The organism is Patulibacter sp. NPDC049589 (assembly GCF_040675535.1).
Lineage (GTDB): Bacteria > Actinomycetota > Thermoleophilia > Solirubrobacterales > Solirubrobacteraceae > Patulibacter.
Window position 1 is genome coordinate 1 of the sequence record NZ_JBFAPC010000082.1, and the last position, 24,904, is coordinate 24,904.

Genomic DNA, 24,904 nt, shown 5'->3' on the forward strand with positions numbered 1-24,904 from the left:
TGAGGCCTCCAAAGATACGAGTCGGTCCTCACGCAAACGAATCCCCGAGCGTTCGCTTACCTCTCGCAAGAATCTCGGGGTGAGCTCTCGGCCCTAGCGGCCTTCTGGCCCCGGATCCGGCGGCGCACCGGCGGCGCGTCCTCGGCGTCGGCGTGCTGGTCGGACGCGACGGGCTCGTCGCGGCCGTCCTGCCCACGGCGGTCGTCGCCGCCGCGGCCGTTGCGGGAGCCGCGGCCCTGCTGGTCGTCCTGGCCGCCGCGCTGCCGGTCGCGGGCCTGGGCGTCGCCGCCGCGACCGTCGCTGCCGCCGTTCTGGCCCTGGCCGTCGCCGTTCCCGCCGCGACCCTGGCCGCCGCCGTTCTGGCCCTGGCCGTCGTCGTTCCCGCCGCGACCCTGGCCGCCGCCGTTCTGGCCCTGTTGCTCGCCCTCGCCGCCGGCTCCGCCGCCGCGGCGGCGACCGCCGCGGGAGCGCCCGCGGCGCGAGCGGCTGCGACGGGAGCCGCCGCCCTGGCCGCCCTGGCCGCCCTGGTCGCCGCCGGTCTGGCCGCCGCCCTCGAACGTCGCGGCCTCGAACTCGGTCTCGACGCCCGCGCCGACGGCGACGGGCTGCTGGTTCTGGGCGTCCTGGCTCTCTGCGCCGTCCTGCTGGGCGCCGGTGCCGTTCTGGCCGGTGCCGTTCTCGGCGCCGTTCCCGTTCTTCTTCTTGTTGCGCGAGCGCTTCTTGCGCCGCTTGCCGCTCGGGAAGTCCTTGAGCAGGTCGCGCGACAGGGCGCCGGGCTTGCGGGCCAGGCGGGTGCGCGCCTCGCGCAGCACCTCCTCGGCCTCCGGCGTGTGGGCGACGGCGGCGGCCAGCAGCGCGGCCTGCAGCCGGCGGTCGTGCTGACGCGCCGCGTGGACGAGCCGGCGGGCGTTGCGGGCGTGCGCGGCGCCCGAGGAGTTCACGAGCAGCCCGAGCAGGTGCTTCGTGGCCGGCCAGCGCTGGGCGGCGTACTCCTCGTGCATGTCCCGCGTGTACTCGGCGAGGCGCCAGATCCACGCGGTCGCCTGCTCGCGGCGGCCGATGCGGCGGTCGGCCATCGCCTGCAGCAGCACGCGGGAGGCCTCGCGACGCTCCTCGCGCGGCCACTGGCCGACGAAGTCGATCGCGGTGTCGAAGGGGTCCGCCTCGCGCAGGACGGCGATCTCCTGGATCGCGCGCATGCGCAGCTGGGCGTTCTTGTTGCGCTCGAGCGCGGTGATGAGGAATTGCCGCCGGAGCTCGCCCGAGCGGTCGAAGTTCAGCATCGCCCGACCGCGGCGCCAGTTCGTCGGCGACGCCTTCGCGCCGGCCAGGGCGGCCCACACGCGCTGCTCGCCCCAGTCGAGCTGCTCGACGGCGATCCGCCAGAGCTCGCGCTCGAAGACGAGGCGCCGGCGCTCGATGTCCGGCGTGACGGGGAGGACGCGGCGCTCGACCTTGACGCGCCGGCCGCGGCCGCGGCGGACGGGCCCGACGACGATGGCGCCGCCGCGGTAGACGTCGCGGTCCAGCAGCGAGTGCAGCGTGACGACCGGGTCGTCGTTGCTCGTCGCGGGGTGGACGAAGTCGATGACGACGCCCGCCTCCTTGCCGGGGTGGCGACGGGTCACGCGGCCGACGCGCTGCTGGTAGATGCGCTTGGACGCCGTGGGCGCCAGGTGCATGCAGATGGTCGCGCGGGGGGAGTTCCAGCCCTCGGCCAGCAGCTGCGCGTTGACGAGGACGTCGATCTCGCCGGCCTCGTAGTCGGCGAGGATCTTCGCCAGCTCGCGCTTGGGCGTCTCGCCCGAGACGGCCTCGGCCTTCATGTCGAGGGCCCGGAAGCTCTCGGCGACGTTGTAGGCGTGCTTGACGCCGGCGGTGTAGACGACGCCCGGGGTGTTGCGGAAGCGCGTCTTGTAGAGGTCCGCGATCGCCAGGTTGAAGGGCGCCTGGTCGAGCAGCTTGGCCAGCTCGTCCTGGTCGAACTCCATGTCGACCTCGCCCTTGCGCAGCGGCACCTTGGCGATCGTGCGCACGCCCGGGCCGGGCGGGATGCGCAGCGAGCGCAGCGGGGCGATGACGCCGCGGCGGGCGGCCTGCGCCAGGTCGAAGCGCGAGGTCTGCGTCGGGAAGAGGTCGGTGACGTGCCGGGCGATCAGCGCGCCCGTCGCCGTCATGCCGATGAAGATCGGACCCGTCCACGCGCGGATCGTGGCGGAGGTCTTCTCGCCCAGCGCGGTGTGGGCCTCGTCGCAGATGACGACGGTGTAGGCGCCCGAGATCTGGCCGGCGTTGCGGACGAACCACTGGTACGTCTCGATCGTGACCGGGCCGACGACCTCGTTGCCGTCGACGCCGATGTCGGCGTCGCCGAGGAGCGGCTTGCTCAGGCGCTCGCCGTAGCCGCGCGTCTGCAGCTCGGCGATGAACTGGTCGACGAGGTTGCGGCGGTGGGTGAGGATGAGGACGCCGCCGGTGCGGCAGGCCTCGACGAAGCCCATCGCGGCGACGGTCTTGCCGGCGCCCGTCGCGTGCTCGAACCAGAAGCGCTTGTGGGCGTTCGGATCGTCGAGGACGGCGGCGTCGACGTCCTCGTCGACCTCCTCCTCGAAGTCGTCGTCGTAGAGGGCCGACTCGCTCTCGGGCTCCGCGTCGGGGAGCTCCTCGAGCTCGTCCTCCAGGCTCGGACGGTCGTCCTCGTCGTCCTCGTCGTCGTCCTCCGCCGCGACGGCGGCGATGGCGTCGAACTCGCCGGTGTCGCCGGCGGGGAGGTCGTCGTCGGGCTCGTCGTCCGGGGCGTCGTCCTCGTGCTCGTCCTCGTCGACGACGACCTGCGGCGGCGGCTCGTCGTGCTGCGTCGGCTCGTCGTCCTCGAAGGAGAGGAGCAGCGCGTCGCCGTCGCTCGCGCCGGCGCCGCGGGTGCGCCGCTGTGCGTCGGCCAGCAGCGCGGCGTAGGTGCCCGACAGCGCGTCGACCTGGTGCGGGTTGAGCGTCGTCCCGTCCGCGAGGGTCGGGGTCTCGGTGTGCAGCGCCCGGTCGAGGCCCAGCAGCAGCGACCACCGGCGGCGCCACTTCTGCGACGGCACGGTGCCGCCGGCGTCGAGCTCCGCGCGGGCGAACTCGAAGGCGTGCCGGCGGATCGTCCCCGGCGCGAGGACGTCCTCGGCCGACTCGCCGTCGCAGACGAACGGCTCGTGGGCGAACGCCGCGACCCGGGCGATGTCCGCCTGGTCAGGGATCGAGGTGGCCTCGGAGACCACGACAGAGGGGCGTTGCGCCATTGCGGGCAGGGAACGGGAACTGCGGTTCTCGGGGCGACACGGACCGCGAAGGGGCGGGCGGTCGCCGGCGAGGCGAGACTGCGGGGGACGGAGGAGCGACGAACCTCGTCGCTCCCGTGCAGACGCCCGCATCGTACCTGAATCGGCGGCCGGCCCGCCCACCCCGTCGCGCCGCGCCCGGGCCGCCCGTGGCGCGGGGGGCGGGAGGGGCCGAGGTCTGCGCGGGAACGGGCGATCGCGCGGCCTGTGGCACCCTGTGGCCGAATGGCCCGTCTGCGCCCCCATCGTCGCGCCCTCGCGGCCGGCGTCGTGCTCGCGCTGATCGTCGTCGCGCTGGTCGTCGGGCTCTCCGAGGGCGGCACGGGGACCGAGGCCCCCGACGACGTCCCGACGCTCGCGGCCGCGCGCGCCGACGTCGCGGGCGCACCGACGGCGCTCGCCCGGCTCTACTCCGGCAGCGGCGGGCGGGCGGCGGCGGGCGGCGTCCCGGTCCTCGACCTCGGCCGCCCCGGCTTCCGCGACCTGCTGCGGGGGCTCCGCGGCCGGCCGGTGCTCGTGAACGTCTGGTATCCGACGTGCGCGCCGTGCGTCCGCGAGTTCCCGATCCTCCAGGCCGCGTCCGCGAGGTACGGCCGGCGGATGGCGTTCCTCGGCGTGGTCACGCAGGGCTCGACCGACGAGATCGACGCGTTCCTCAAGGAACACCCGACCGTCTACCCGCACGTGCGCGACCCCGGGAAGCGGATCGCCCGCGACCTGCGGACCGGCCAGGCCTTCCCGTCCAGCGTCCTGATCGACGCGCGTGGCGAGATCCTCGACGTGCACATCGGGGAGTACCCGAGCCCGGCCGACCTGGAGCGCGACCTCGCCCGCCTCGGGATCGGGCCCGACGACCAGCAGACGACGACCGCGCCGCGCGCGGCCGCCGCCCCGGCCCCCGCAGGAGCGACGCGATGACCGTGAACGACGAGCCCGTGGCCCTGCGCTGGGTCCGCGACGCCGCCGACCTCCGCGCCGCGCTCGCGCTGCGGCTGCGCGTCTTCTGCGACGAGCAGGGCGTCCCGCGCGAGCAGGAGGTCGACGCCTACGACGACGTCGCCCGCCACGCCGTGGCCGTCGCCGCGGACGGGACGGTGGTCGGGACGATGCGCTTGGTCGCCAGCGGCTCGATGGTGAAGGTCGGACGCGTCGCCGTCGACCGCGGGTGGCGCGGCCGGGGCATCGCCTCGGAGCTCCTGGAGCGGGCGATGGACTACGCCCGCGCGGTCCGCGCCGAGGAGCTCCGCCTCGCCGCGCAGGTCGCCGCCGCGCCGCTCTACGTCAAGGCCGGGTACCGCCAGGTCGGCCGGCCCTTCGAGGAGGCCGGGATCGAGCACGTCTGGATGGTGCGCGAGGTCATCCCGCTCCGCCGGCGCCTGCGGCACGACGCGGCCACCGGCCGGTCGACCGCCGCGGGGTCGGCCGGGACGGATCCCGGCGCGTGAGCCTGCCCGTCCTCGTCGCCGTGATGATCGCGGCGACGCTGGCCGGCATCGGGGCCGAGCGCCGCTGGCGCGCCGAGGCGGAGCGCCGCTCACGGGCGACGATGGGCCTGCTGCTGGCGTGGGTCCTGCCGGTCGTCTACTTCGTCCTCGTCTCCCGCCTGCACGTCGACCTGACGCTGCTGTCGGGGCTGGTCACCGGCTTCGTCGTGCTCGGCGTCGTCGGGACGCTCGCGTGGTTCGTCAGCTCGCGGCTCCTGCACCTGCCGCGCGCGACGGTCGGCGCGGTGGTGCTCGCGACGATCGTCAGCAACACCGGGTACTTCGGCCTGCCGCTCGTGCGGACGGTGCTCGGCGGCGACGAGCTGGGGCCCGCCGTCGCGTGGGACAGCCTGGTCGCGCAGCCGACCGTCTTCATCTCGGCGTTCGCCGTCGGCGCGGCGTTCGGCACCGTCGGCTCGGGCGAGGCCGCGGGCGGGCTCGGCCGGCTGCTCGCGTTCCTGCGCAACCCGCTGCTGTGGGCGTCCGTCCTCGGCCTGCTCGTCCCCGGCGACGCGCCGGACTGGGCGGGCGACGTCGCGCAGGTGATCATCGTCGCCGTCCTGCCCGTCGGGTTCTTCGTCGTCGGCGTGCAGCTCTCCGCGCAGGGCGAGGAGGGCTCGCTCCTGCGCGACCCCCGCGGGCGCCTGATCCCGCCCGAGGTCGGCCTCGTGATCGGCCTGCGCCTGGCGGTCGCGCCGCTGCTCGTGGCCGGGACGTCCGTCGCGCTGCTGCACCTCCCGCCCGGGATGCTGCTGCAGGCCGCGGCGCCGACGGGGCTCAACGGCATGCTCGTCGCGCACCGCTTCGGGCTCGACTTCCGCCCCGTCGCGGCCTCGATCGTGTGGACGACGACGATCATGACCGTCGGGGTCCTCGTCGTGACGGCGGTGACCTGATGCGCGTCCGGTCCGCAGGCGGTCCGCGGCGCCCGGGTATCCGGGACGGCGCCTGATGCGCGCCCTCGTCCAGCGGGTGACCGAGGCGTCCGTCGTCGTCGACGGCGAGACCGTCGCCGCGATCGGTCCGGGGCTCCTGGTGCTGCTCGGCGTCGCCCGGACCGACGACGAGGACGTCTGCGACCGGGTCGCCGAGAAGGTCGCCGGATTGCGGATATTCGCAGATGCAGAGGGCCGGATGGCCGAGCCGCTGGGCGATCGCGAGGTGCTCTGCGTCAGCCAGTTCACGCTGTACGGCGACGTCCGCAAGGGCACCCGCCCGTCGTGGTCGAAGGCCGCCCCCGGCGACCACGCGGAGCCGCTGTACGAGCGCTTCTGCGCCAATTTGCACGCGAAGCGGGGCATCTTCGGCGCCGACATGGCCGTTCACAGCGTGAACGATGGGCCGGTCACGCTGCTGGTCGAGCGCGACGCTCCGCCGACCTGAACGGAGCGGGTGGCGACAGATCGTCCGGCCCATTCCGGCGCCGCGTAGGGGGCCGCGCAAACGATTGGCCCACTGGCTAACGGTGAACCTCCGGGCCTTGTCCGCAGACTTCCCCCCGACCGGCGGGTGATGTGTCACGGTGGTGAACATCGCAGGACCGTCCGGCGCGCAGTCCGCTGCCCGCCAGGCGTACATACGCCGTCCGTTTCTCCCCCGGAAACCACGCTTGTGAGCACACCCATCGCGGCCGAACCCGGCCAGGACCCAGTCGTGCCGTCTTCGGCCGCTGCCTCCGCAGCGCCGATCGCGGCGCGTTCCCCCCTCCAGCTCTTCTGGGGCCGCCTCCGAAGGGACCGCGTGGCCATGGTCGCGCTGGCCTTCATCGGGGTCGTGATCCTCATCGCGATCTTCGCCCCGCTGATCGTCAAGGCGTTCGGGCTGCCGGATCCCAACTTCCAGAACGACGACGCGCTCAACGACTTCGGCTCGCCCGTCGGGCCGTCCGGGACGCACCCGTTCGGCGTCGACGACCGCGGCCGCGACGTCCTGGCGCGGGTGCTCTACGGGGCCCGCGTCTCGATGCTCGTCGCCGTCGTCGCGACGGCCATCACGATGCTCGTCGGCACGCTGCTCGGCCTGCTCGCCGGCTTCTACCGCGGCAAGATCGACGCGTTCCTCAGCCGCATCACGGAGCTGACGCTCGCCTTCCCGACGATCCTGCTCGGCATCGGCCTGAGCATCAGCTGCGCCGACGGCTGCAAGATCGGCCCGGGCTCCGTGTCGTTCACGCTGCAGCCCGGCCTCTGGGTCGTCGTCATCGTGATCTCGCTGACGTCCTGGCCGTACGTCGCGCGACTCGTCCGCGGCCAGGTCCTGTCGCTGCGCGAGAAGGAGTTCGTCGACGCGGCGCGCTCGCTCGGCGCGAGCGACCGGCGGATCATCTTCCGCGAGATCCTGCCGAACCTCACGGCGCCGCTGATCGTCTACGCGACCGTCCTGATCCCGCAGAACATCCTCGCCGAGGCGGCGCTGTCGTTCCTCGGCGTCGGCGTCGATCCGAGCACCCCCAGCTGGGGCGCCATGATCTCCGACGCGATCAAGATCTTCGACACCGCCTGGTGGTTCATGTTGTTCCCCGGCATCGCGCTCCTGCTCGCCGTCCTCGCCTTCAACATCGTCGGCGACGGCCTGCAGGACGCCATCAACCCGCGCACCGGCCGCTCGAGCCGCTGATGCGCACCGCCCGCACGAGCGCCCCGGCGCCGCGGCGGGCGGTCTCGGCCTTCTCCCCCGAAACCCCGATCTCTGTCCCCGACAGAAAGGACCCCTGATGCGACGACACCTCAGCGTCCCATTGACGATCGCCGCCCTGGCCACCGCCTCCATCGGCCTCGCGGCCTGTGGCGGTGACGACTCCGGCTCCTCGTCCTCCAGCTCGTCGAGCGGCAGCAGCAGCGGGAGCACCAGCTCCGCCAGCGCCCTGCCGCCCGGCGCCTACGACCCGACGCAGAAGCCGGCGGTCGGCAAGAAGGGCGGCATCGGCACGATGCTCTCGTCCTCCGACGTCGACTACATGGATCCCGGCCAGAGCTACTACCAGTTCGGCTTCCTCGTGGCCGAGACCACGCAGCGGCGCCTGTACTACTTCGAGCCCAACGACGCGACGAAGGTCATCCCCGACCTCGCCGACGGCCAGCCCGTCGTCTCCGACGGCAACACGACCGTCACGGTGAAGCTGAAGCAGAACGTCAAGTTCTCGCCGCCGGTGGACCGGCCGTTCGAGGCCAAGGACATCAAGTACGCGATCTCGCGCCTGTTCACGAAGAACTCGCCGGGTGGCTACACCAACTACTTCGACTTCATCAAGGGCGCGCCCTCGAAGCTCGTCTCGAAGACGCCGGACATCTCGGGCATCGAGACGCCCGACGCGCACACGCTGGTCTTCAAGCTGACCAAGCCGTACGCGGCGCAGCTCGTCCAGTCGTTCGTGCTCCCGTACACCGCCCCGGTGCCGGAGGAGTACGCGGCGCCGTTCGACGCGAAGAACCCGTCGACCTACCAGGACAACCTGGTCGGCACCGGCCCGTACATGGTGAAGAACAACAAGGCCGGCAAGGTCGACGGCATCGGCTGGAAGAAGACGAAGAGCATCACGCTCGTCCGCAACCCGAACTGGGACGCGTCCACCGACTTCCGCCCGGCCTACGCCGACGGCTGGAACATCAAGACCGACGTCAGCGACGCCAACGTCGCCGCGCGCCAGGTGCTCGACGGCAGCCACCTGCTGCTCGACACCAACCCGCCGGCGAACATCCTCGAGCAGCTCGCGACGAAGATCAAGGACCAGTACACGCAGACCCCCTCGGGTGGTTTCCGGTACTTCGCGATGAACACCGACATCAAGCCGTTCGACGACGTCAACGTCCGTCGCGCCGTCATCGCCGGCTTCAACCGCGACGCGGCCCGCAAGGCCCGCGGCGGCAAGTTCGTCGGCCCGATCCCGACGCACTTCCTCACCGAGGGCTTCCCGGGCTACGAGGAGGCCGGCGGCGAGAAGGGCTTCAACGTCGACTTCATGAACTACCCGAAGGGCAACGCCGAGCTCTCGGCGTCGTACTTCAAGAAGGCCGGCTACGCGTCGGGCAAGTACGAGGGCAAGCAGCAGCTCCTGATGATCGGCGCGAACGCCGACCCGGGCAAGGCGGCGGCCCAGGTCGCGGCCAACGAGTACAAGAAGATGGGCTTCAACGTCCGTCTCCGCCTCGTCCCGCAGGACGCCGTCTACAACGAGTGGTGCGGTCAGCGGACCAAGAAGGTCGCCATCTGCGGCACGGCCGGCTGGTTCAAGGACTTCAACGACGCGTCGACGCTCCTGCAGGTGCCGTTCTACGGCGGCGCGATCCCGAAGGAGAAGGGCCAGGTCTCGTACAACCTGTCCTACCTGAACGACCCCGCCGTCAACGCCGCGGTCGACAAGGCGCTGCCGACGACCGGCGAGGCGCGCCTGAAGGCGTGGGCCGCCGTCGACAAGGCGATCGTCGAGGCCGCTCCGGTGGTCCCGTTCGTCGCCGACAAGACGACGGACGTGCGGTCCAAGGACGTGCTCGGCGTGCCGAGCTCGTTCAACTCGCTCTGGGACCTGAACTTCACGTCCCTGAAGTAGCCCCGGAGTCCCGCCCGGCCGCCCGGTCCGCCCGCCCCTCGGGGTCGGCGGGCCGGGCGCCGGGCCGGGCCTTCGACCACCGCTCCGCCCCCTGACCGGAACGCACTCTCCCCGTGGCCAGATACATCATCAGACGCCTGCTCTGGACCGTGGTGACGCTCGTCGTCATCACCGCCGTGGCGTACTTCCTCTTCCGCGTCCTGCCCTCCGGCGACCCCGTCCGGGCCCGCGCCGGCAAGGCGCCGACCCAGGAGCGCCTCGACGCGATCCGGGCGTCGCTCGGGCTCGACAACCCGTGGTACCAGCAGCTCGGCGACTTCCTCTGGAACGCCGCGCACTTCGACTTCGGCCGGTCCTACATCTCCGACGCGGAGCTGCGGCCCCTGATCCTCGATGCGCTCGGCGCCACGACGTGGCTCGTGGTCGGTGCCGTGATCGTCTGGCTCTCCGCCGCCGCGATCGTCGGCACGATCTCCGCGCTGCGCCGCGGCAGCCTCCCCGATCGCGTGGCCATGGGCGGAGCGCTGGTCGCCATCTCGGCCCCGGTCTACTGGCTCGGGCTCGTCGCGCTCTACCTGTTCGCGAGCGACATCGGCCAGTTCAAGATCTTCCCCGGCGCCGGGTCCTACTCCAGCGCGGGCAACGTCCTGGACCGGGCCGAGGCGATGATCCTGCCCTGGTTCGTCCTCGCGGCCGCGTTCTCCGCGGTCTACGCCCGACTGCTGCGCTCGAGCCTGCTCGAGTCGATGCAGGAGGACTACATCCGCACCGCGCGCGCCAAGGGCCTCTCCGAGCGGCGCGTGATCTTCAAGCACGCGACCCGCTCGGCGATCACGCCGCTCGTCACCGCGCTCGGCGTCGACGTCGGCCTGCTGATCGGCGGCAACGCGATCCTCACCGAGTCGGTGTTCAACATCCCCGGCCTCGGCCGCCTGTCGTACGACGCGATCCAGCGCGGAGACGTCGCCACCATCCAGGCGACGGTGCTCTTCCTCGCCTTCTTCGTCTGCATCTCCGCCCTCATCGTGGACCTGCTCTACGCCCTGATCGACCCCCGGGTGAAGTACGAATGACCGACTCCCAGGACCCCATCACGGCGCCGGACGGCGCCCCGGACGCGACCGCCGCCCCGGCCGGCGCGGAGGCGGCGCCGCGGGCGGACGCCCCGCTGCTCGAGGTCCGCGACCTCCGCGTGGGCTTCGACTCCGAGGACGGCCTCGTGCAGGCCGTCGGCGGGATCTCCTACACCGTCGAGGCGGGCAAGACGCTCGGCATCGTCGGCGAGTCCGGCTCGGGCAAGTCCGTCTCGACCATGACGCTGATGGGACTGACCCGCTCGTCGTCCACGAAGATCGAGGGCGAGGTCCTCTTCGAGGGCCGCGACCTCCTCAAGACGACCACCGAGGACCTGCGGAAGGTCCGTGGCAACGAGATCGCGATGATCTTCCAGGACCCCCTGTCCTCGCTGCACCCCTTCTACCGGATCGGCGCCCAGATCATCGAGGCGGTCCGGGCGCACAACGACGTCACGAAGAAGCAGGCCCGGGCCCGCGCCGTCGAGATGCTCGGCCTCGTCGGGATCCCCGATCCGGGCCGGCGCGTCGACTCGTACCCGCACGAGTTCTCCGGCGGCATGCGCCAGCGCGTGATGATCGCCATGGCGCTGGCGAACGACCCGAAGCTGCTGATCGCCGACGAGCCGACGACCGCGCTGGACGTCACGGTCCAGAAGCAGATCCTCGAGCTCATGGACCGGCTCCAGCGCGAGCTCGGCACCGCGATCGTGATCATCACCCACGACCTGGGCGTCGTCGCGGAGACGGCCGACGACATCGCCGTGATGTACGCCGGCCGGATCGTGGAGCGCGCGTCGGTGCACGATCTCTTCAGCCACCCGCGCCATCCGTACACCTGGGGGCTCCTGCGGTCGATCCCGCGGCTCGACCTGCCGCGGGACGTGGAGCTCGTGCCGGTCGACGGCCGCCCGCCCAGCCTCATCGGGCTGCCGGACGACTGCTCGTTCCGGGCCCGCTGCCCCTACGCCGCCGGTTGCTGCCGGCCCGGGATGCCGGACCTCCTCGAGGCCGACGGTGCTCCCGGGCACGACGTTCGCTGCACGATGCCCCCGGAGCGCCGCGCGACGATCTGGGGCGTCCTCGCCGACGGCGGCACGCCCGAGGCGGCCGCCGAGAAGGCCGGCATCCCGCAACCGGAGGAGGTCGCATGAGCTCCGTCGCACCCGATCCCGAGCCCGTCGAGGGCGGCGTCGTCGGCGACCCCACGATCGCCGACACCACGGTCGAGGCCGTGCGCCGCGACACGCTCGGCGAGGGGGACAACATCCTGCAGGTGCGGGATCTCCGCAAGGAGTTCCCGATCACGCAGGGACTCTTCTTCAAGCGCAAGATCGACGCGGTCCGGGCGGTCGACGGCGTGTCGTTCGACGTCCGCCGCGGCGAGACCTTCGGGCTGGTCGGCGAGTCCGGCTGCGGCAAGTCCACGACCGCCCGCATGATCTGCCGGCTGCTGGACCCGACCTCGGGCCGGATCGACTTCGACGGCACCGACATCGCCGGGCTGTCGCGCAAGGAGCTCGTGCCGTTCCGCAAGGACGTGCAGATGGTCTTCCAGGACCCCTACTCGTCGCTGAACCCGCGCCAGACGATCGGCTCGATCATCGGCGCGCCCCTCGACATCCACGGCCTGGCGAAGGGCGACGGCGAGCGCAAGCGCAAGGTCCAGGAGCTGATGGACCTCGTCGGGTTGAACCCCGAGCACTACAACCGCCTGCCGCACGAGTTCTCGGGCGGCCAGCGCCAGCGCATCGGCATCGCCCGGGCGATCGCGCTCTCGCCGAAGCTGCTGATCGCCGACGAGCCGGTCTCCGCGCTCGACGTCTCGATCCAGGCGCAGATCCTCAACCTGCTGCGCCGGCTGCAGCGCGACCTCGGGCTGTCGCTGCTGTTCATCGCCCACGACCTGTCGGTCGTCAAGTACATGTGCGACCGCATGGCCGTCATGTACGCGGGCGAGATCGTCGAGCTGGCGACGTCCGACGAGCTCTACGCTCATCCCGCGCACCCGTACACCCGGGCGCTGCTCGACGCCGTCCCGACGCCCGACCCGGACGCCCGCGCCCGCCGGCTCGCCCAGCGGTCCGGGCTCGACCAGGCCGCCTGAGCGCGCCCCGGCCCCGTCGTCCGCGGCGGGGCCCGGGCGGTGGCGCCGCCCCGCGACGCCGCGCGCCGGCGCGCCGGGCGGCGGCCCGGAGCCCGCTCGCGTCATACACTCCGCCGGATGCCGGATCTCGAGCGCTTCCTGCCCCGTTACGCCGCCGAGCCGCCGCAGGACCCGGCGCCGTACGGCCGCTTCGCCGAGCGCCTCGGCACGGCCTTCCTCGAGGCCGTCGACGCGCTGGAGCCCGATCCGGACGAGCCGTCGGAGGCGAACGGCATCGGCGAGCCCGGCGAGCTGTCCTACTACCCGGACCGCACCTGGCACGGCCGGACGTTCATCCCGGTGACGACGCGCACCAGCACCGGGCTCGAGGCGTACGGCTTCGCCCGCTTCATCCCGACGGACGGCCAGGGCAGCGAGCCGTCGCAGTTCGAGGGCGAGGCGCAGGTCACCGGCGAGCTGGCCGAGGACAACGCCGACTGGCGGATCGACCTCTGCGAGACGGTCGTCGGCTCGTGGCGCGGCAACGGCGACACCGCCGCGATGACGCTCGTCTGGGGCCGGCCACTGATCGCCAAGGCGGCCTCGGCGATCGCGGAGCTCGACGGCACGATCGTCGACCGCTGCGACATCCGCGACGACCGCTTCACGCTGCTGGCGCCCGACGACTACTTCGGCGACACGCTGGAGATCGCCGTCCTCGACGCCAAGGGCAACGAGCTGGCCCGCGAGTCCCTCTACGCCGACGAGGACGAGGACGAGGACGGCGCTGCGTGACCGCCCCGCCGCTCGGGCTCGAGGAGGCGCTGCGCACGCGCCGGACCCACAAGGTCTACGGCGCCGAGCCGGTCGCCCCGGAGCTCGTCGCCGAGCTCGTGGAGCTCGCCCGCTGGGCGCCCAACCACCACCTGACGGAGCCGTGGCGGTTCCGGGTGGTCGGCCCCGCCGCGCTGGCGGCGCTGAAGGCCGCCGGCCCGGAGGACGCGGCGCCGAAGCTCGACCGGGCGCCGACGCTCGTCGTCGCGTCGGTCGTCGTCGACCCGGACCCGCGGGTGGCGGAGGAAGATCGCGATGCCGCGGCCGCCGCCGTCTACGGCCTGCTGCTCGCCGCGCACGCGCGCGGCCTGGCCGGCTACTGGCGCACCCCCGCCGTCCTGCTGGAGCCCGCCGGCCGCGCGGCGGTGGGCCTCGCCGACGACGAGGTCGCCCTGGGCCTCGTCCACCTGGGCCCGCTCCGCCAGGAGGTCCGCGTCCCCGAGCGCCGGCCCGTCGCTGAGATCCTGGAGTTCCTCGCGTGAGCACCCGCTCCCGCGCCGCCCGGCTCGTCGCCGTGGGCCTGGCCGGCGCCGCGGCGGTCCTCGGCGTCACCGGCTGCGGCCAGGCCGGCGAGTACGGCCCGGACGACCCGCGCTCCGCCGTCTCGCAGCTCCTCAACGCGTCGATCTCGCAGGCCAACGGGCAGCGGGCGTGCTCGCTGCTGACGGAGGCCGCTCGCACGCGCCTGGCCGACGGGGTCGCGGGGTCCTGCCGGCAGGCGCTCAACGCGTCGGTCAGCTCGATGCCCGGTCCCTACTCGTCGACGGACGACGCCGGGCGGGCGACCACGGACCTGCACATCGACGTCGTCTCGCAGGACGCCGACCACGCGAAGGTCACGGCGCGCCGGGGCGACAACCGGGCGTTCGTGTTCACGGTCGTCCGCCTGGACGGCGCGGCGCTGACCGCCGACACGGAGGCCAACCAGGACACCGTCGGCGGCAAGATCGACACCGATTGGCGCGTCGACACCGGCGAGAAGCAGCTCGTCGAGGTGGCGCCGGCCACGGAGTCCGACCCGCCGCCGACCACGACGACGGCGCCGACGCCCGCGGGCTGACCGGCCGGCCGCTGGCCGGCCCGCGGACCTCAGGCGCTGACGAGCAGCCAGGGCCGCTCGGCGTCGTCGTCCAGGCGGAAGACCCAGTGCTCGACGCGCGCCTGCTCCTTGGTGCGGGAGCCCTCGACGACGGCCTGGGTGTCGCGGTCCTCGCGGTACCAGCGGGCGTGGTGGCGGACCGACACCTCGATCCGCGGCGGGGCGGTGGAGCCGTCGACGCGGTCGATGACGACCTCGTCGATCCGGGGGCCGCGGACGACGGTGCGGATGCGGTCGTCGCCGCCGTAGAGCAGGCGCTGCATCGCCTCGGGCGTCGCGGCGCGCTCCAGCGCGGTGTCGCTGCCGTCGATCGCGGTCGTCCAGGCGCCGACCGCGGCGCGGACCGCGGCGGTCAGGACGTCGGGGCTGAAGCGGTCGTCGACGAGCGCCAGGTCCATCGCGACGACGCGGGCGTCGTCGCTGAGGCCGGCGGGGACGAGCTCGGCGACCGCGACGGCGTCGCCGGCGGTGTCGGCCGTGGCCAGCTCGGTGCGGGTGCGGTCGCGCAGCGTCGGGTCGACGTCGGGGCGCGCGACCACCGGGGCGCTGAGGTTGTGGTCGCCCTCGCCCTCCTCCTCGATCGAGACGAGGATCCAGCGGCCGTCGCGGCGGCCGAGCGTCCAGTACTGCGACAGCGTGACGTCGGGGCCGGTGGCGCCGTTCTCGTAGAGGGTCTCGCCGCGGCGGGTCTCGACCCAGCTCTGGGCCTGCGCGCGGATGTGGACGACGACCTGGTCCTGGTCCTCGCCCTCGAGGTTGGTGAGCCCGACGATCTGGACCTTCGGGGCCGCGCTGACGCCGGCGTGGGCGTGCCACCCGCGGCGGTCGAAGTCGTCCAGGCGGCGCGTCCACTCGCGCAGCAGGTCCGGGCCCACCAGGTGCGCGAGGCGGTCGCGGTCGCGGGTGTCCCAGGCCTCCTGCGTGTCGACGACGAGCCCGGCCGCCGCGGCGCGGACGTCGTCGGGGTCGAACGCGGAGTCCTCCATCGCGGCCTCGAGGGCCGCCGGCATCACGGCGGCCTCGCGGGCCTCCCGCTCGCGGGCGGTCGCCCGGCGCTTCGTGGCGGTCGCGCCGCTCTCGAAGCCCTTGAGGATCTTGGGCAGCAGCCAGATCGCGAGGACCGCGATCACGATGATCACGAGGACCGCGCCACCGCCGCCGACGGGCAGGAAGAAGAACCCGCCACCGCCGCGGCCGCCGAAGCCGCCCCCGCCGCCGGAGAACCCGCCACCGCCGCTGGAGCGCCCGCCGCTGAAGCCGCTCGAGCCGCGCCCGGCGAGCGCGAGGATCGCAGGGTGCGCCAGAACGGAGGAGAGCATGCCCACGAGCATCGCACGCCGGGGCCTCCGGCGCCGCGGTCGGTGGCGTGTTGCCGCTCGCCGCGCGGATGTTGGCGCCTTGCCTGCGTCAACACGACCCTGTTCTCGGTGCTGCTGGCCGTCGTCGTCCTGGCCGGCGTAGCGGTCTCCACTGGCACCGCCGATCCGGGCGGTCATTCAGCCGCCACCCGAACGGCCACGTCCGAGGCTCCGCTCGCGCCGCTCGATTCGAGCGAGCTGATCGACCAGCAGCGCCGTGACGACGCCCGTCGCAGGAAGAGCACGGCTCGCAATTCCCATCGAGATGCAGATCTCACGGACTCCGAAGCCGTCTCGACGCTGAAGCGCCGGATCCCGGGCTTCATGGGACGTCGCCTCGCTCCGTCGCTCTCGGGCGCTAGGGGCAAGACGGTCCGGCGGTACCTCGGCGCGAACCGAGCGATCGTTCGCGAGGACGGAAAGAACGCGCTGGTGCAGTCGATGGTGCCGCTGCGGCTCCGGCCCGGGGGAGACCCGAAGAAGGATCCCGAACCAGTCGACGCCGCGATCGTCCCCGACGGCGCCGTTCTACGCCCGAAGAACACGCCCTCCGTGTTCGAGCTCGCGCCAGCCACCGACTCGCAGCACGATCTCGCGGACCGGTCCGTCCTGCGGTTCCCGAAGGCGAAGTTCGGGATCCGCCTCGCCGACGGCGCCGACGGCGCCGCCGGAGGCAAGACGATCGAAGACAAGATCGTCTACCCGAACGTCGGGAAGGACACCGACCTCGTACTGGCGAGCATCGCGACTGCCGCCCAGGCGCTGTACGCGCTCCGCTCGTCCGCGGCGCCGGAGGACATCGCCTTCGAGGTCACCGGGCCTCAGGACATCGCGTTGCGGGAGGCGAAGGGCCGCCTCGGCATCGAGGTCGTTCGCGACAGGAAGGTCATCGGACGGATCCAGGCCCCGGTCGCGTTCGATGCCACGGATCGGCGCGTTGTCCTCACGTGGGCCATCGATGGCCGCAAGGTCAGGATGCATGTCGCTCACCGGCACGACGACGTTTTTTACCCCGTGATGGTAGACCCGGTTGTCGTCGACGACCAGCGGTTCTGGGTCTCCAACGGGGCGCTGGACTTCAACGGCTGGGCATGGCGCAGCACGGACGGCAACGGCTCGTTGTTCCCCCACGTCATGGGGTACGGCTTCTACGGGACGGGCCTGACGATCTATCAGGACAGCACCAAGACCTACCCGGCCGGCTCGCGTGGCCAGTGGCAGTTCGCGGCCTCCGGCGACCCAGCGCACCCGACGGAGATGGCCCACATCTCGTCTGCCGACTTCGGTTACACCGCACATCTTCCGGCCGCCGGAACCGGAAGCTGCATGTTCCAGAGCATCGCCTACCAGTCCGGTACGAGCTGGATCCCCGAGCCGCAAGGCTCATGGCGCGTCGCGACGCCCGTCGGTCAGCCGATCCTGACCCAGGCCGCATACGACCCGACCTACGGGTTCTACAACTGCAACACCGAGGGCACGTACGGGAACGTCACGACCTACAAGTACCGCACGCACTGCCTGAACAACCCGTGCCCGATCGGCGGCCTGGACACCACCCGCGGACACGCCGGCAACGCGGCCGTCCTCACGATGCTCGCCGGCACCGGCAAGAGCACGCAGAACGGTCTCGTGTTCATGGGCGCATCGCTCATCACGCAAGGTGACCAGACGCTCCCGAACACCACCGGAAGCGCGACGAACACGAACTGGATCGACGGCCCGGCAACGATCAACGCCACCGGCACGGACTACGGATTCGGACTGACCGACCTCACGCTGACCGGCCCCGACGGAGCGATCGCGTCGACGCCACAACAGAACTGCGACCGCTCGGCGCTGCCCGCAACGCCGGTGGACACGCCCGGCAGCCCGAACCGAGGGGACCGCAACAACAAGTGCGCGTTCTCCCTGACGCAGGGCATCACGGTTCCGGCCAACGCGAACACGCAGGGTAAGAGCGTTCAGGCCGTCAGCACCGACCTGGCCAACAACACGCGTACCGCCTCGATCCCCACGAAGATCGACTTCAGTCCGCCGACGGCGACGATGCTGTCCAACGTGATCCTGCGCCCGGGCGGCACCGGTGACGCGACGACGAAGACGTTCAGCGTCCGGCTCGCGGACCAGTACTCGGGCGTGAAGAACGTCACGATCGCGATCGACGGCGGCACGCCCGAGACGATCACGCAGCCGACCTGCACGGCTGCGCAGTGCCCCACCAGCTACGACGTCGCGCTGCCCGCGGCGAGAATCGCGAAGCTCACGACCGGCAACCACCGCGTCGACGTGATCGTCGACGACGCGATCCCCCAGGGCACCGACGCCGCGTTGAAGCTCCGCCACCACCTCCAGCAGAGCTTCGACTTCGTCGTCTTCCAAGACGCGGGCACCACGCTGCCTCCCGGCACCGACAACGTCGGACGCAAGATCCAGGGCGGCCTCGGCTTCGAGGACTTCTACACCTACGACACGACCCCCACCGGCGCCGGGAGCAATCTTCGCGTCAACCTCGCCACCGGCGGCACGAGCTGGGCAGTGACCCCGGTCTCCAACCCCGGCATCGGCCTGGACAGCGTCTTCCGGCTGACCTACAACAGCTACGAGCCCGCCGGTCTACTCCCGGGGCTCCTCGGCACCGGCATCACCGGCTACAACCAGACCGGCCTCGGATTCAGCGCGCAGCTGGGCTCCATCACGCGCGTCAACGAGCCGCTGTGGTTCGAGACCGACCTCGGTCTGCCGCTCGGCCAGGCCGACCTCCCGACGGCGGTCAAGCGGATCGTGATGACCGACGGCGACGGCACGCAGCAGGAGTTCAAGCGCAACTCGCGTCCCGGCGTGCAATTCGATCCGCCGCCGGGGGTGGAGCTGAAGTTCCGTCTGTTCTCGTCGAGCGACCCCACCAGGCGGTGGGCCGCCACCCGGCCGGACGGCACCACGTTCTTCTTCGACTCCGACGGACTGCCGAGCTTCACGAAGGATCGCCACGGCAACCAGATCAAGATCCACTACGCGACCTACATGGCACTGAACGGCTGCGGGTTCGTGCTCACCTGCAACAAGCGCGTCGACCGCGTCGTCGATGCCGCTGGCCTGAACCCCGACGGGACCGAGAACGCGTCTGCTGACGCCCGCGCCTGGACGGTCACCTACGACGCGCAGAACCACATCACGCAGATCCAGGACCGCAAGCGCTTCGAGACCGGCAACCCGCAGGACCGCCCGCGACGCATCACGTCCCTGGGCTACAACACCGACACCGGCCAGCTGACGTCGATCAACGAGGCCGCGAACGCCCCGGCGGGCCAGCCGAAGCGGACGTTCACGCTTGGCTACGACCCGCAGACGAAGTATCTGACGTCCGTCCGGGACCCCAACGAGAAGACCACGAAGGTCACCTACGGCCAGCCTCCGCAGGACCTCACCGGGCTGCTCGGCGAACTGCTGGGCGGCACCGGGCTGTTCCAGAACCTCCGGCCGGTCCAGGGCATCGAGGACCGTGCGTCGATCTCGGGCAATCGGGTCACGAAGTACTCCCTCGTCGCCGACGGAACCGGTCACAAGGCCTATGTCCGTGATGCGCGCAACAACGTCGATGAGGTCAAGACCGACTCTCGCGGCCGCATGACGCAGCTGACCCAGGGCGCCAGCGACAACGATCCGACCACCACTGAGGTCATCCCGGCCGTTCCGCGGGTGACCGGCCAGACGTGGACGGGCGACAACTACGTCAGCTCGACGTCGCAGGGCGTCGGCACCACCCAGCAGGTCAGCACCGACTACAGCTGGGGCACGCTCGGCGAACTGCAGACCGAGATCGAGCACTCCGGCGCGCCGGGCACGAACCAGACCCCCAGCGACACCTCGCGCACACGCTCTTGGGGATATCAGCGCACCGCCGGCACCGTCCTCGCTCAGGACAACCAGGACTCCGGCGACGACGGCAAGTTCGTCTACGACGTGACGTCCGAGACCGACCGCCGCGGCAAGACCACCACCTACGGCTACGGCACCCCGACAGAGGCGCCTCTCGGGGACGTGCGCACGATCGACAAGGACGCGTCGACGCACGACCACCAGGAGCTCACCTACAACGCCCAGGGCCTCCTGACCACCCACCTCCAGAACGTCTGGAACGGCGTGGCGAACAAGCCGACGTTCAACGGCTCGGAGAACGCGACACAGACAGAGCGGTGGCAGGACTTCGACCAGAACGGCGACGCCGGCACCTACAAGGATCAGCGCGACAAGGTCACGCGCATCGGACACGACGAGGTCGGCAACACCACGTTCGTCGCCGACCCGCGGTCTCCGTACTCCCTCGCGATCGACGCGACACCCCCGCGCGCCGCGCCTCCGGCCGGTCCGGAGGCCCCAGCCGCCCGCACGACGAACGCTGTCGCCAACCTCGGGCCGGTACGGACCGAAGCACAGAAGACCGGGGAGGCGTTCACCGCCCGATGGACCTACGACGCGCTGGACCGCCAGGTCACGCAGGCGATCCCGAAGCGCTCCAGCGCGAGCACCGATGGCACCGACCGCTTCCGCATCACCGCGACGACGTTCGACCTCAACGACAACGTCACCAGCGAGCTGGACGGCACCAACCAGGTCAGCACGAAGGTCTACACCGCCACCGACAAGGTCAAGCAGGGCAGCACCCCGTCGGTCGATCACTACGCGCCCGCCGGGTCCAACGGCGAGCCGGCGTCGACATCCGAGGCAGAGGTCACGAAGTACGCCTACGACGTCGTCGACAACGTCGTCGAACGCGCTGACCCTCTGGGCACCCTCGGCCAGTCGGGGCACCACACCCTGTGGACCTACGACGAGTTCGACGAGCCGATCGTTCAGCAGCAGGACCACGCTGTGCCGACCCCGGCACCGAACCCCAATCCGACACCGGCCACGCTCGTGCAGTCCCGGACCTATGACGTGCGCGGCAACGTGATCGGTGAAGCCGACGCCAACGGCAACGCCGCCAACCCGACGACGACCCCCGCCGCGAATGCTGCGGACCCCACCAAGCAGCGCACCGCGTACGAGTGGGACCCGTTCGATCGATTGAAGAACTCGACGGACAACCCCAACCACGGCATCTCCGGCATCGACCGGAACCTCAAGACCAGCTACCTGTACGACGCCGAAGATCACCTCCTCGAGAAGACGAGCCCCGGTGGCCGCAAGGAGAAGCAGACCTACGACGACGCCGGCCGACTGACGAGCCGATCCGAGCCGTTCGGCTACACCGGGTCGAGCACCACGTCGTGGGCGGAGACCACCTGGGCGCTCCGCGCTGACGGCACGCCCTATGCGTCGACCGCGCCGCGCGGAAATGACGGCGGAGCCGGCGGGTTCGTGACGCGGATGTCGTACTACGACACCGGTGAGCTGAAGTCCCGGCAGCTCCCGCGCCGCGCCGACCACCAGTACGGACCGACGCTGCACGTCGACTACACGATCAACGACGTCGGCGACCCGATCGCGGTCACCGACGCCCGCACCGAGGACCTGACCAACACGTTCCTGGACACCGGCGAGCTGGCGACCACGACCCGGCCGTCGTGGTGGGTCTACGACCAGGATCAAGGCACCGTCCGCGAACGCACCGACGACGACCCTACCCCGAAGACGATGACCGAGGCCGACCTGCCCTCGGAGTCCAGCCACGGCGACCTCGGCAAGGTCGACCCGGCCGACCTGCCCGACGTGCTGCCCGCGAAGGGCCTGACGAAGCTCGACTACGACGACGAGCTGCGCCTGACGTCCGTGGAATCCCGCGACGACAACGCCGCCTCCCCAGGGTCGATCACGCAGACGATGTCCTACGACCAGGTCGGTCGCCCGACCGGCCGGACGATGCCACTCACGGGCTCGACGTCGATCCGCCTGCGGTGGCAGTACGACGCCAACGGCAACATGCGTGCCGCCTACGACGGCCGAAACGCCGCCAGCCTCTCGTACTACGACGACTACGATCGCAAGGTCACCCAGACCGATCCGGAGAACTGCAAGCTCACCGACTCCGGCTGCGAGCGACCGAAGACCGAGCAGGGCTACGACCAGAACGGCAACGTGCTCTGGGAGAACGCGCCGGCCGCCAACGACCCCAGCGCTCAGAACACCGGGGCGACGACCGGCCGGACATCAACGACCTACGACGCCGTCGACCGCCCGTACACGACGACTGACGCATCCGGGTCCACGACGACGACGGAGTACGACGCCGACGGCCTGGTCTCGAAGTCCTACGCACCCCGCGCTGCCCTGGAGACCACTCAGGCAGGCAAGGACCGCTACGCGACCTCGTTCGTCTATGACGGCGCCGGCCGGGTGACCAACCAGACGGCCAAGGCGACCGACACCGCCGGCCCCCAGACGCTGGTCACGGACACCACGTACGACCGTGACGGCAACATCATCCGCGTCGAATCTCCTGGCGCCCAGAAGAGCTCCAGCGACGGTGGTACCCCGCCGCAGCGCGTCCAGACCCGTCAGTACGACGGTCGGGACCTGCCGTGGTCCACGACGATCGGCACCGGCGCGAACCGCCACACGACGATCACCGAGTACGACGGCAACGGCTGGCTGCGGCGCACCGTCAAGCCGCGCGGCGTCAACGACGACGTCAACCCCCCGCTGCCGACCAACGACGACGCCCAGACACCCTTCGGCGGCAACCAGAATCGCAACGCCGAGACCCTCGAGTACGACCCGGGCGGCCTTCTCACGGCCCGAAACCTCCCTTGGGGTGACGGCGACCGCGCCGAGCTCGACGCGGACGCCAAGCGCTGGCGCCAGGAGTTCTCGTACACGCCGCGTGGCGTCCTGAAGACCGTGACCGGCGTCTTCGACAAGAAGGGCACCGGCACCGGGACGCCCGACCACACGACTTCGGTCACGACCAACGATGCCGGATGGCCGACGCAGACGGTCAGCCACGACGAAGGCAGCAGCACATCCACCGACGTCACGTTCGACTACAGCTACGACCAGCAGGGCAACCAGCTCACCTGGAACGCGGGCAGCGGCCGCAAGATCCGCCGCGGGTACTTCCCGTCCGGTCAGATGTCGTACCGCTGCGGCGTCCGGGACAGCGGCCCGGGCACCTCCGAAGAGCAGATCTACAGCTACAAGTACGACCGCTCCGGAGCGCTCACGAACGTCACCGACTGGAACCATCACCAGGTCGCCGACAACGGCCTCTGTGATCAGAAGGCCGCCACGGGCGCGGACGCAGCCGACAACCTCGGCAGCCAAGTCACACGGATCGGTCGCGACAAGGCCACCCGCCCTCTCACCGTCGACGAGAAGTACTCCCCGACCGCAGATCGTGGGAAGGACACGATCTACAGCTACAAGACGGGCACGCCGAACCTCATCCACACGGTCCGCACCGACGGTCTGCTCACCAGCGCGACCGGCGCCTACAGCGGCGGCACGCAGAGCACCTTCGAGTACGACGAACAGGACCGCAACACCAAGGTCACCGTCGACTCCGACATGCCGGCGGCGACCAAGCCGGCCAACCGCGTTACCGACATCAGATTCTGGCCGTCGGGCGACCAGCGCGAGATGCTCAAGCCCGCGGTCGCCGGAACGAGCCGCACGAAGGAGAGCCGGTACTACGACACCGCCGGCCTGATCTCGCAGCGGACCGTTGACCCCGCAACGGGCACCAGTCGCTCGACGGACTACACCTACGACGTCAACGGCAACCGCACCCGCGACGAGCGCGGCGGCACCTCCGCTGGCCCCGGGTACGTCTACAACGCCCGCGACCAGCTGACGTCCTGGACCCGTTCTCGGAACGGCGCAGCGCCGGCGGAGACGGAGAAGGACCCGTACAAGCAGGTCACCTACACCCTCGACGGGTCCGGCCGCCAACTCGGCACGCACCAGATCATCCGTGCGGACCGCGACGACGACCTGTTCAGCAAGATCACCACGGACGTCGTCACCACCAACACGTACGTGGGCGATCGCCTGACGAAGACCGACCGTGCGCTGAAGATAGCCAAGGCGTTGCCGATCGTGGAGATCCCGGTCCAGCTGACCGACGACTACCAGACCGACTGCTACGCCTACGACGCGATGGGCTCGCAGACCGTCGCGATCCGCCACACCGACACGCTCGTCACCGGGATTCCGCACACCACCGTCACGTGCCCGACGGACATCAAGGCGCAGGACAACTGGCGGACCGAGAACCAGAACACCTTCGACACGTTCGAGCGGCTCGTCGCGTCGCGTCAGCGGACCCACCCTGATGGCAATGGCAACGACACGGGGACCCTCAAGAACAACGAGGCGTACTGCTACGACGCGCTGGATCGTCGTGACCGCAAGCTCACGGACCTCAGCGCCAGCCAGGATCCCGGGGAGGGTGACGACAACCCCACCGCGTTTCAGAAGGCGCGGGCGGCTTGCACGCAGAAGCAGGACACAGACGTCGGCGTCTACGACTTCAGCTATCTCGGCCTGACCGAGCAATTGACGCGCGAGAATCGCTCCACCGGTGTGCAGACCTACGAGTACGACGCCACCGGCAAGCGCCTCGGCCGTCTGAAGGCCGAGAGCACCGGAGCGCCGACGTGGCGCGCGTACGACACCGACGCCCAGGGCACCGTCGTCGGCCTTGAGAAGTCCGACACCGGCGACACCACCCCCGACGACGACGGCAAGAAGAACACCTACGACATCGACCCCTACGGTGATCCGGTCGGCTCCGACGACGACGACCTGTCCGCGGATGCGAAGTCCAACCCGTTTCAGTACCAGGGCTTCTACAAGGACCAGGACACCGGCAACTACGACATGCAGGCGCGGGCGTATCGGCCGTCGGTCGGGCAGTTCCTGCAGCAGGACCGGTTCGCGGATCCGCAGGGTGATCTCGCGCTTGCCGCCGATCCGTTGACGTCGTCGCGCTACGCGTTCACCGCCGCAAATCCGTCGACCAGGAGCGAGTACAACGGGCACGACTCCCTGCTTGGTCCCGCGGTTGACGCGTGTCCCGCGTCAAGATCTCTCGCACACCTGTTAGTTGAGCCCGGCGGTCCCGCGGAGACGCGGCTGGCGGCTCGCGAAGGGCGCCCGGAGGGCGA

14 protein-coding genes and 1 pseudogene are annotated in these 24,904 nt (G+C 71.2%); 13 read left to right on the forward strand and 2 right to left on the reverse strand.

All coding sequences use genetic code 11. The annotated features are described in order from the left end of the window. Positions 1–56: 56 nt before the first annotated feature. Positions 57–3,281, reverse strand: coding sequence for a DEAD/DEAH box helicase family protein (locus AB0L40_RS15825; RefSeq protein WP_364356269.1), 3,225 nt, complete (start codon positions 3,279–3,281; stop codon positions 57–59). 264 nt (positions 3,282–3,545) lie between these two features. Here AB0L40_RS15825 and AB0L40_RS15830 point away from each other — a divergent pair, with 264 nt between their 5' ends. The 12 genes and pseudogenes from AB0L40_RS15830 to AB0L40_RS15885 all read left to right on the forward strand — a co-directional run bounded on the left by AB0L40_RS15830 (position 3,546) and on the right by AB0L40_RS15885 (position 14,403). Beyond that, positions 3,546–4,238, forward strand: a complete 693-nt coding sequence (locus AB0L40_RS15830) for a TlpA disulfide reductase family protein (protein WP_364356272.1) — start codon at positions 3,546–3,548, stop codon at positions 4,236–4,238. Then, on the forward strand, positions 4,235–4,765 hold the full coding sequence (locus AB0L40_RS15835; protein WP_364356275.1) for a GNAT family N-acetyltransferase: 531 nt from the start codon (positions 4,235–4,237) through the stop codon (positions 4,763–4,765). Before AB0L40_RS15830 ends, AB0L40_RS15835 begins: the two co-directional genes overlap by 4 nt. Continuing rightward, positions 4,762–5,700 carry an AEC family transporter gene (locus AB0L40_RS15840; protein WP_364356278.1) on the forward strand — a complete coding sequence of 313 codons (939 nt, stop codon included), beginning with the start codon at positions 4,762–4,764 and terminating at the stop codon, positions 5,698–5,700. The genes AB0L40_RS15835 and AB0L40_RS15840 overlap by 4 nt, the downstream gene beginning before the upstream one ends. A 55-nt stretch (positions 5,701–5,755) precedes the next feature. Next, a complete protein-coding gene (dtd, locus tag AB0L40_RS15845; protein ID WP_364356281.1) occupies positions 5,756–6,187 on the forward strand; it encodes a D-aminoacyl-tRNA deacylase in 432 nt (143 codons plus the stop codon). A gap of 363 nt (positions 6,188–6,550) precedes the next feature. Beyond that, complete coding sequence (locus tag AB0L40_RS15850; RefSeq protein WP_364356284.1) at positions 6,551–7,420, forward strand: ABC transporter permease; 870 nt, start codon at positions 6,551–6,553, stop codon at positions 7,418–7,420. Positions 7,421–7,517: 97 nt separating this feature from the next. Continuing rightward, positions 7,518–9,350 (forward strand): ABC transporter substrate-binding protein, encoded by a 1,833-nt coding sequence (locus AB0L40_RS15855; RefSeq protein WP_364356287.1) that lies wholly within the window; start codon positions 7,518–7,520, stop codon positions 9,348–9,350. Between the two features lie 113 nt (positions 9,351–9,463). Further along, complete coding sequence (locus AB0L40_RS15860; protein ID WP_364356290.1) at positions 9,464–10,423, forward strand: ABC transporter permease; 960 nt, start codon at positions 9,464–9,466, stop codon at positions 10,421–10,423. Then, entirely contained in the window at positions 10,420–11,577 is a 1,158-nt protein-coding gene (locus tag AB0L40_RS15865; RefSeq protein WP_364356293.1) for an ABC transporter ATP-binding protein, read from the forward strand. Before AB0L40_RS15860 ends, AB0L40_RS15865 begins: the two co-directional genes overlap by 4 nt. Before the next feature lie 56 nt (positions 11,578–11,633). Then, positions 11,634–12,494: pseudogene (locus AB0L40_RS15870) on the forward strand (ATP-binding cassette domain-containing protein); the annotation flags it as partial. A gap of 153 nt (positions 12,495–12,647) precedes the next feature. Beyond that, positions 12,648–13,304 (forward strand): hypothetical protein, encoded by a 657-nt coding sequence (locus AB0L40_RS15875; protein ID WP_364356296.1) that lies wholly within the window; start codon positions 12,648–12,650, stop codon positions 13,302–13,304. Then, entirely contained in the window at positions 13,301–13,825 is a 525-nt protein-coding gene (locus AB0L40_RS15880; protein ID WP_364356299.1) for a nitroreductase family protein, read from the forward strand. The genes AB0L40_RS15875 and AB0L40_RS15880 overlap by 4 nt, the downstream gene beginning before the upstream one ends. Then, positions 13,822–14,403: a hypothetical protein gene (locus AB0L40_RS15885; RefSeq protein WP_364356302.1), complete on the forward strand. Its 582-nt coding sequence runs from the start codon at positions 13,822–13,824 to the stop codon at positions 14,401–14,403. Before AB0L40_RS15880 ends, AB0L40_RS15885 begins: the two co-directional genes overlap by 4 nt. 29 nt (positions 14,404–14,432) lie before the next feature. Here the strand turns inward: AB0L40_RS15885 and AB0L40_RS15890 are convergent, their stop codons facing one another. Then, positions 14,433–15,761: a TIM44-like domain-containing protein gene (locus tag AB0L40_RS15890; protein ID WP_364356305.1), complete on the reverse strand. Its 1,329-nt coding sequence runs from the start codon at positions 15,759–15,761 to the stop codon at positions 14,433–14,435. 108 nt (positions 15,762–15,869) lie between these two features. Here AB0L40_RS15890 and AB0L40_RS15895 point away from each other — a divergent pair. Then, positions 15,870–24,904 (forward strand): RHS repeat-associated core domain-containing protein (locus AB0L40_RS15895; RefSeq protein WP_364356308.1); only part of this gene is annotated, 9,035 nt, incomplete at its 3' end.

Coding starts and splice junctions, on each gene's coding strand:
- AB0L40_RS15855 (WP_364356287.1), top strand. CDS start 7,518: ATGCGACGACACCTCAGCGTCCCATTGACGATCGCCGCCCTGGCCACC.
- AB0L40_RS15865 (WP_364356293.1), top strand. CDS start 10,420: ATGACCGACTCCCAGGACCCCATCACGGCGCCGGACGGCGCCCCGGAC.
- AB0L40_RS15890 (WP_364356305.1), bottom strand. CDS start 15,761: ATGCTCTCCTCCGTTCTGGCGCACCCTGCGATCCTCGCGCTCGCCGGG.
- AB0L40_RS15825 (WP_364356269.1), bottom strand. CDS start 3,281: ATGGCGCAACGCCCCTCTGTCGTGGTCTCCGAGGCCACCTCGATCCCT.
- AB0L40_RS15850 (WP_364356284.1), top strand. CDS start 6,551: ATGGTCGCGCTGGCCTTCATCGGGGTCGTGATCCTCATCGCGATCTTC.
- AB0L40_RS15830 (WP_364356272.1), top strand. CDS start 3,546: ATGGCCCGTCTGCGCCCCCATCGTCGCGCCCTCGCGGCCGGCGTCGTG.
- dtd (WP_364356281.1), top strand. CDS start 5,756: ATGCGCGCCCTCGTCCAGCGGGTGACCGAGGCGTCCGTCGTCGTCGAC.
- AB0L40_RS15835 (WP_364356275.1), top strand. CDS start 4,235: ATGACCGTGAACGACGAGCCCGTGGCCCTGCGCTGGGTCCGCGACGCC.
- AB0L40_RS15875 (WP_364356296.1), top strand. CDS start 12,648: ATGCCGGATCTCGAGCGCTTCCTGCCCCGTTACGCCGCCGAGCCGCCG.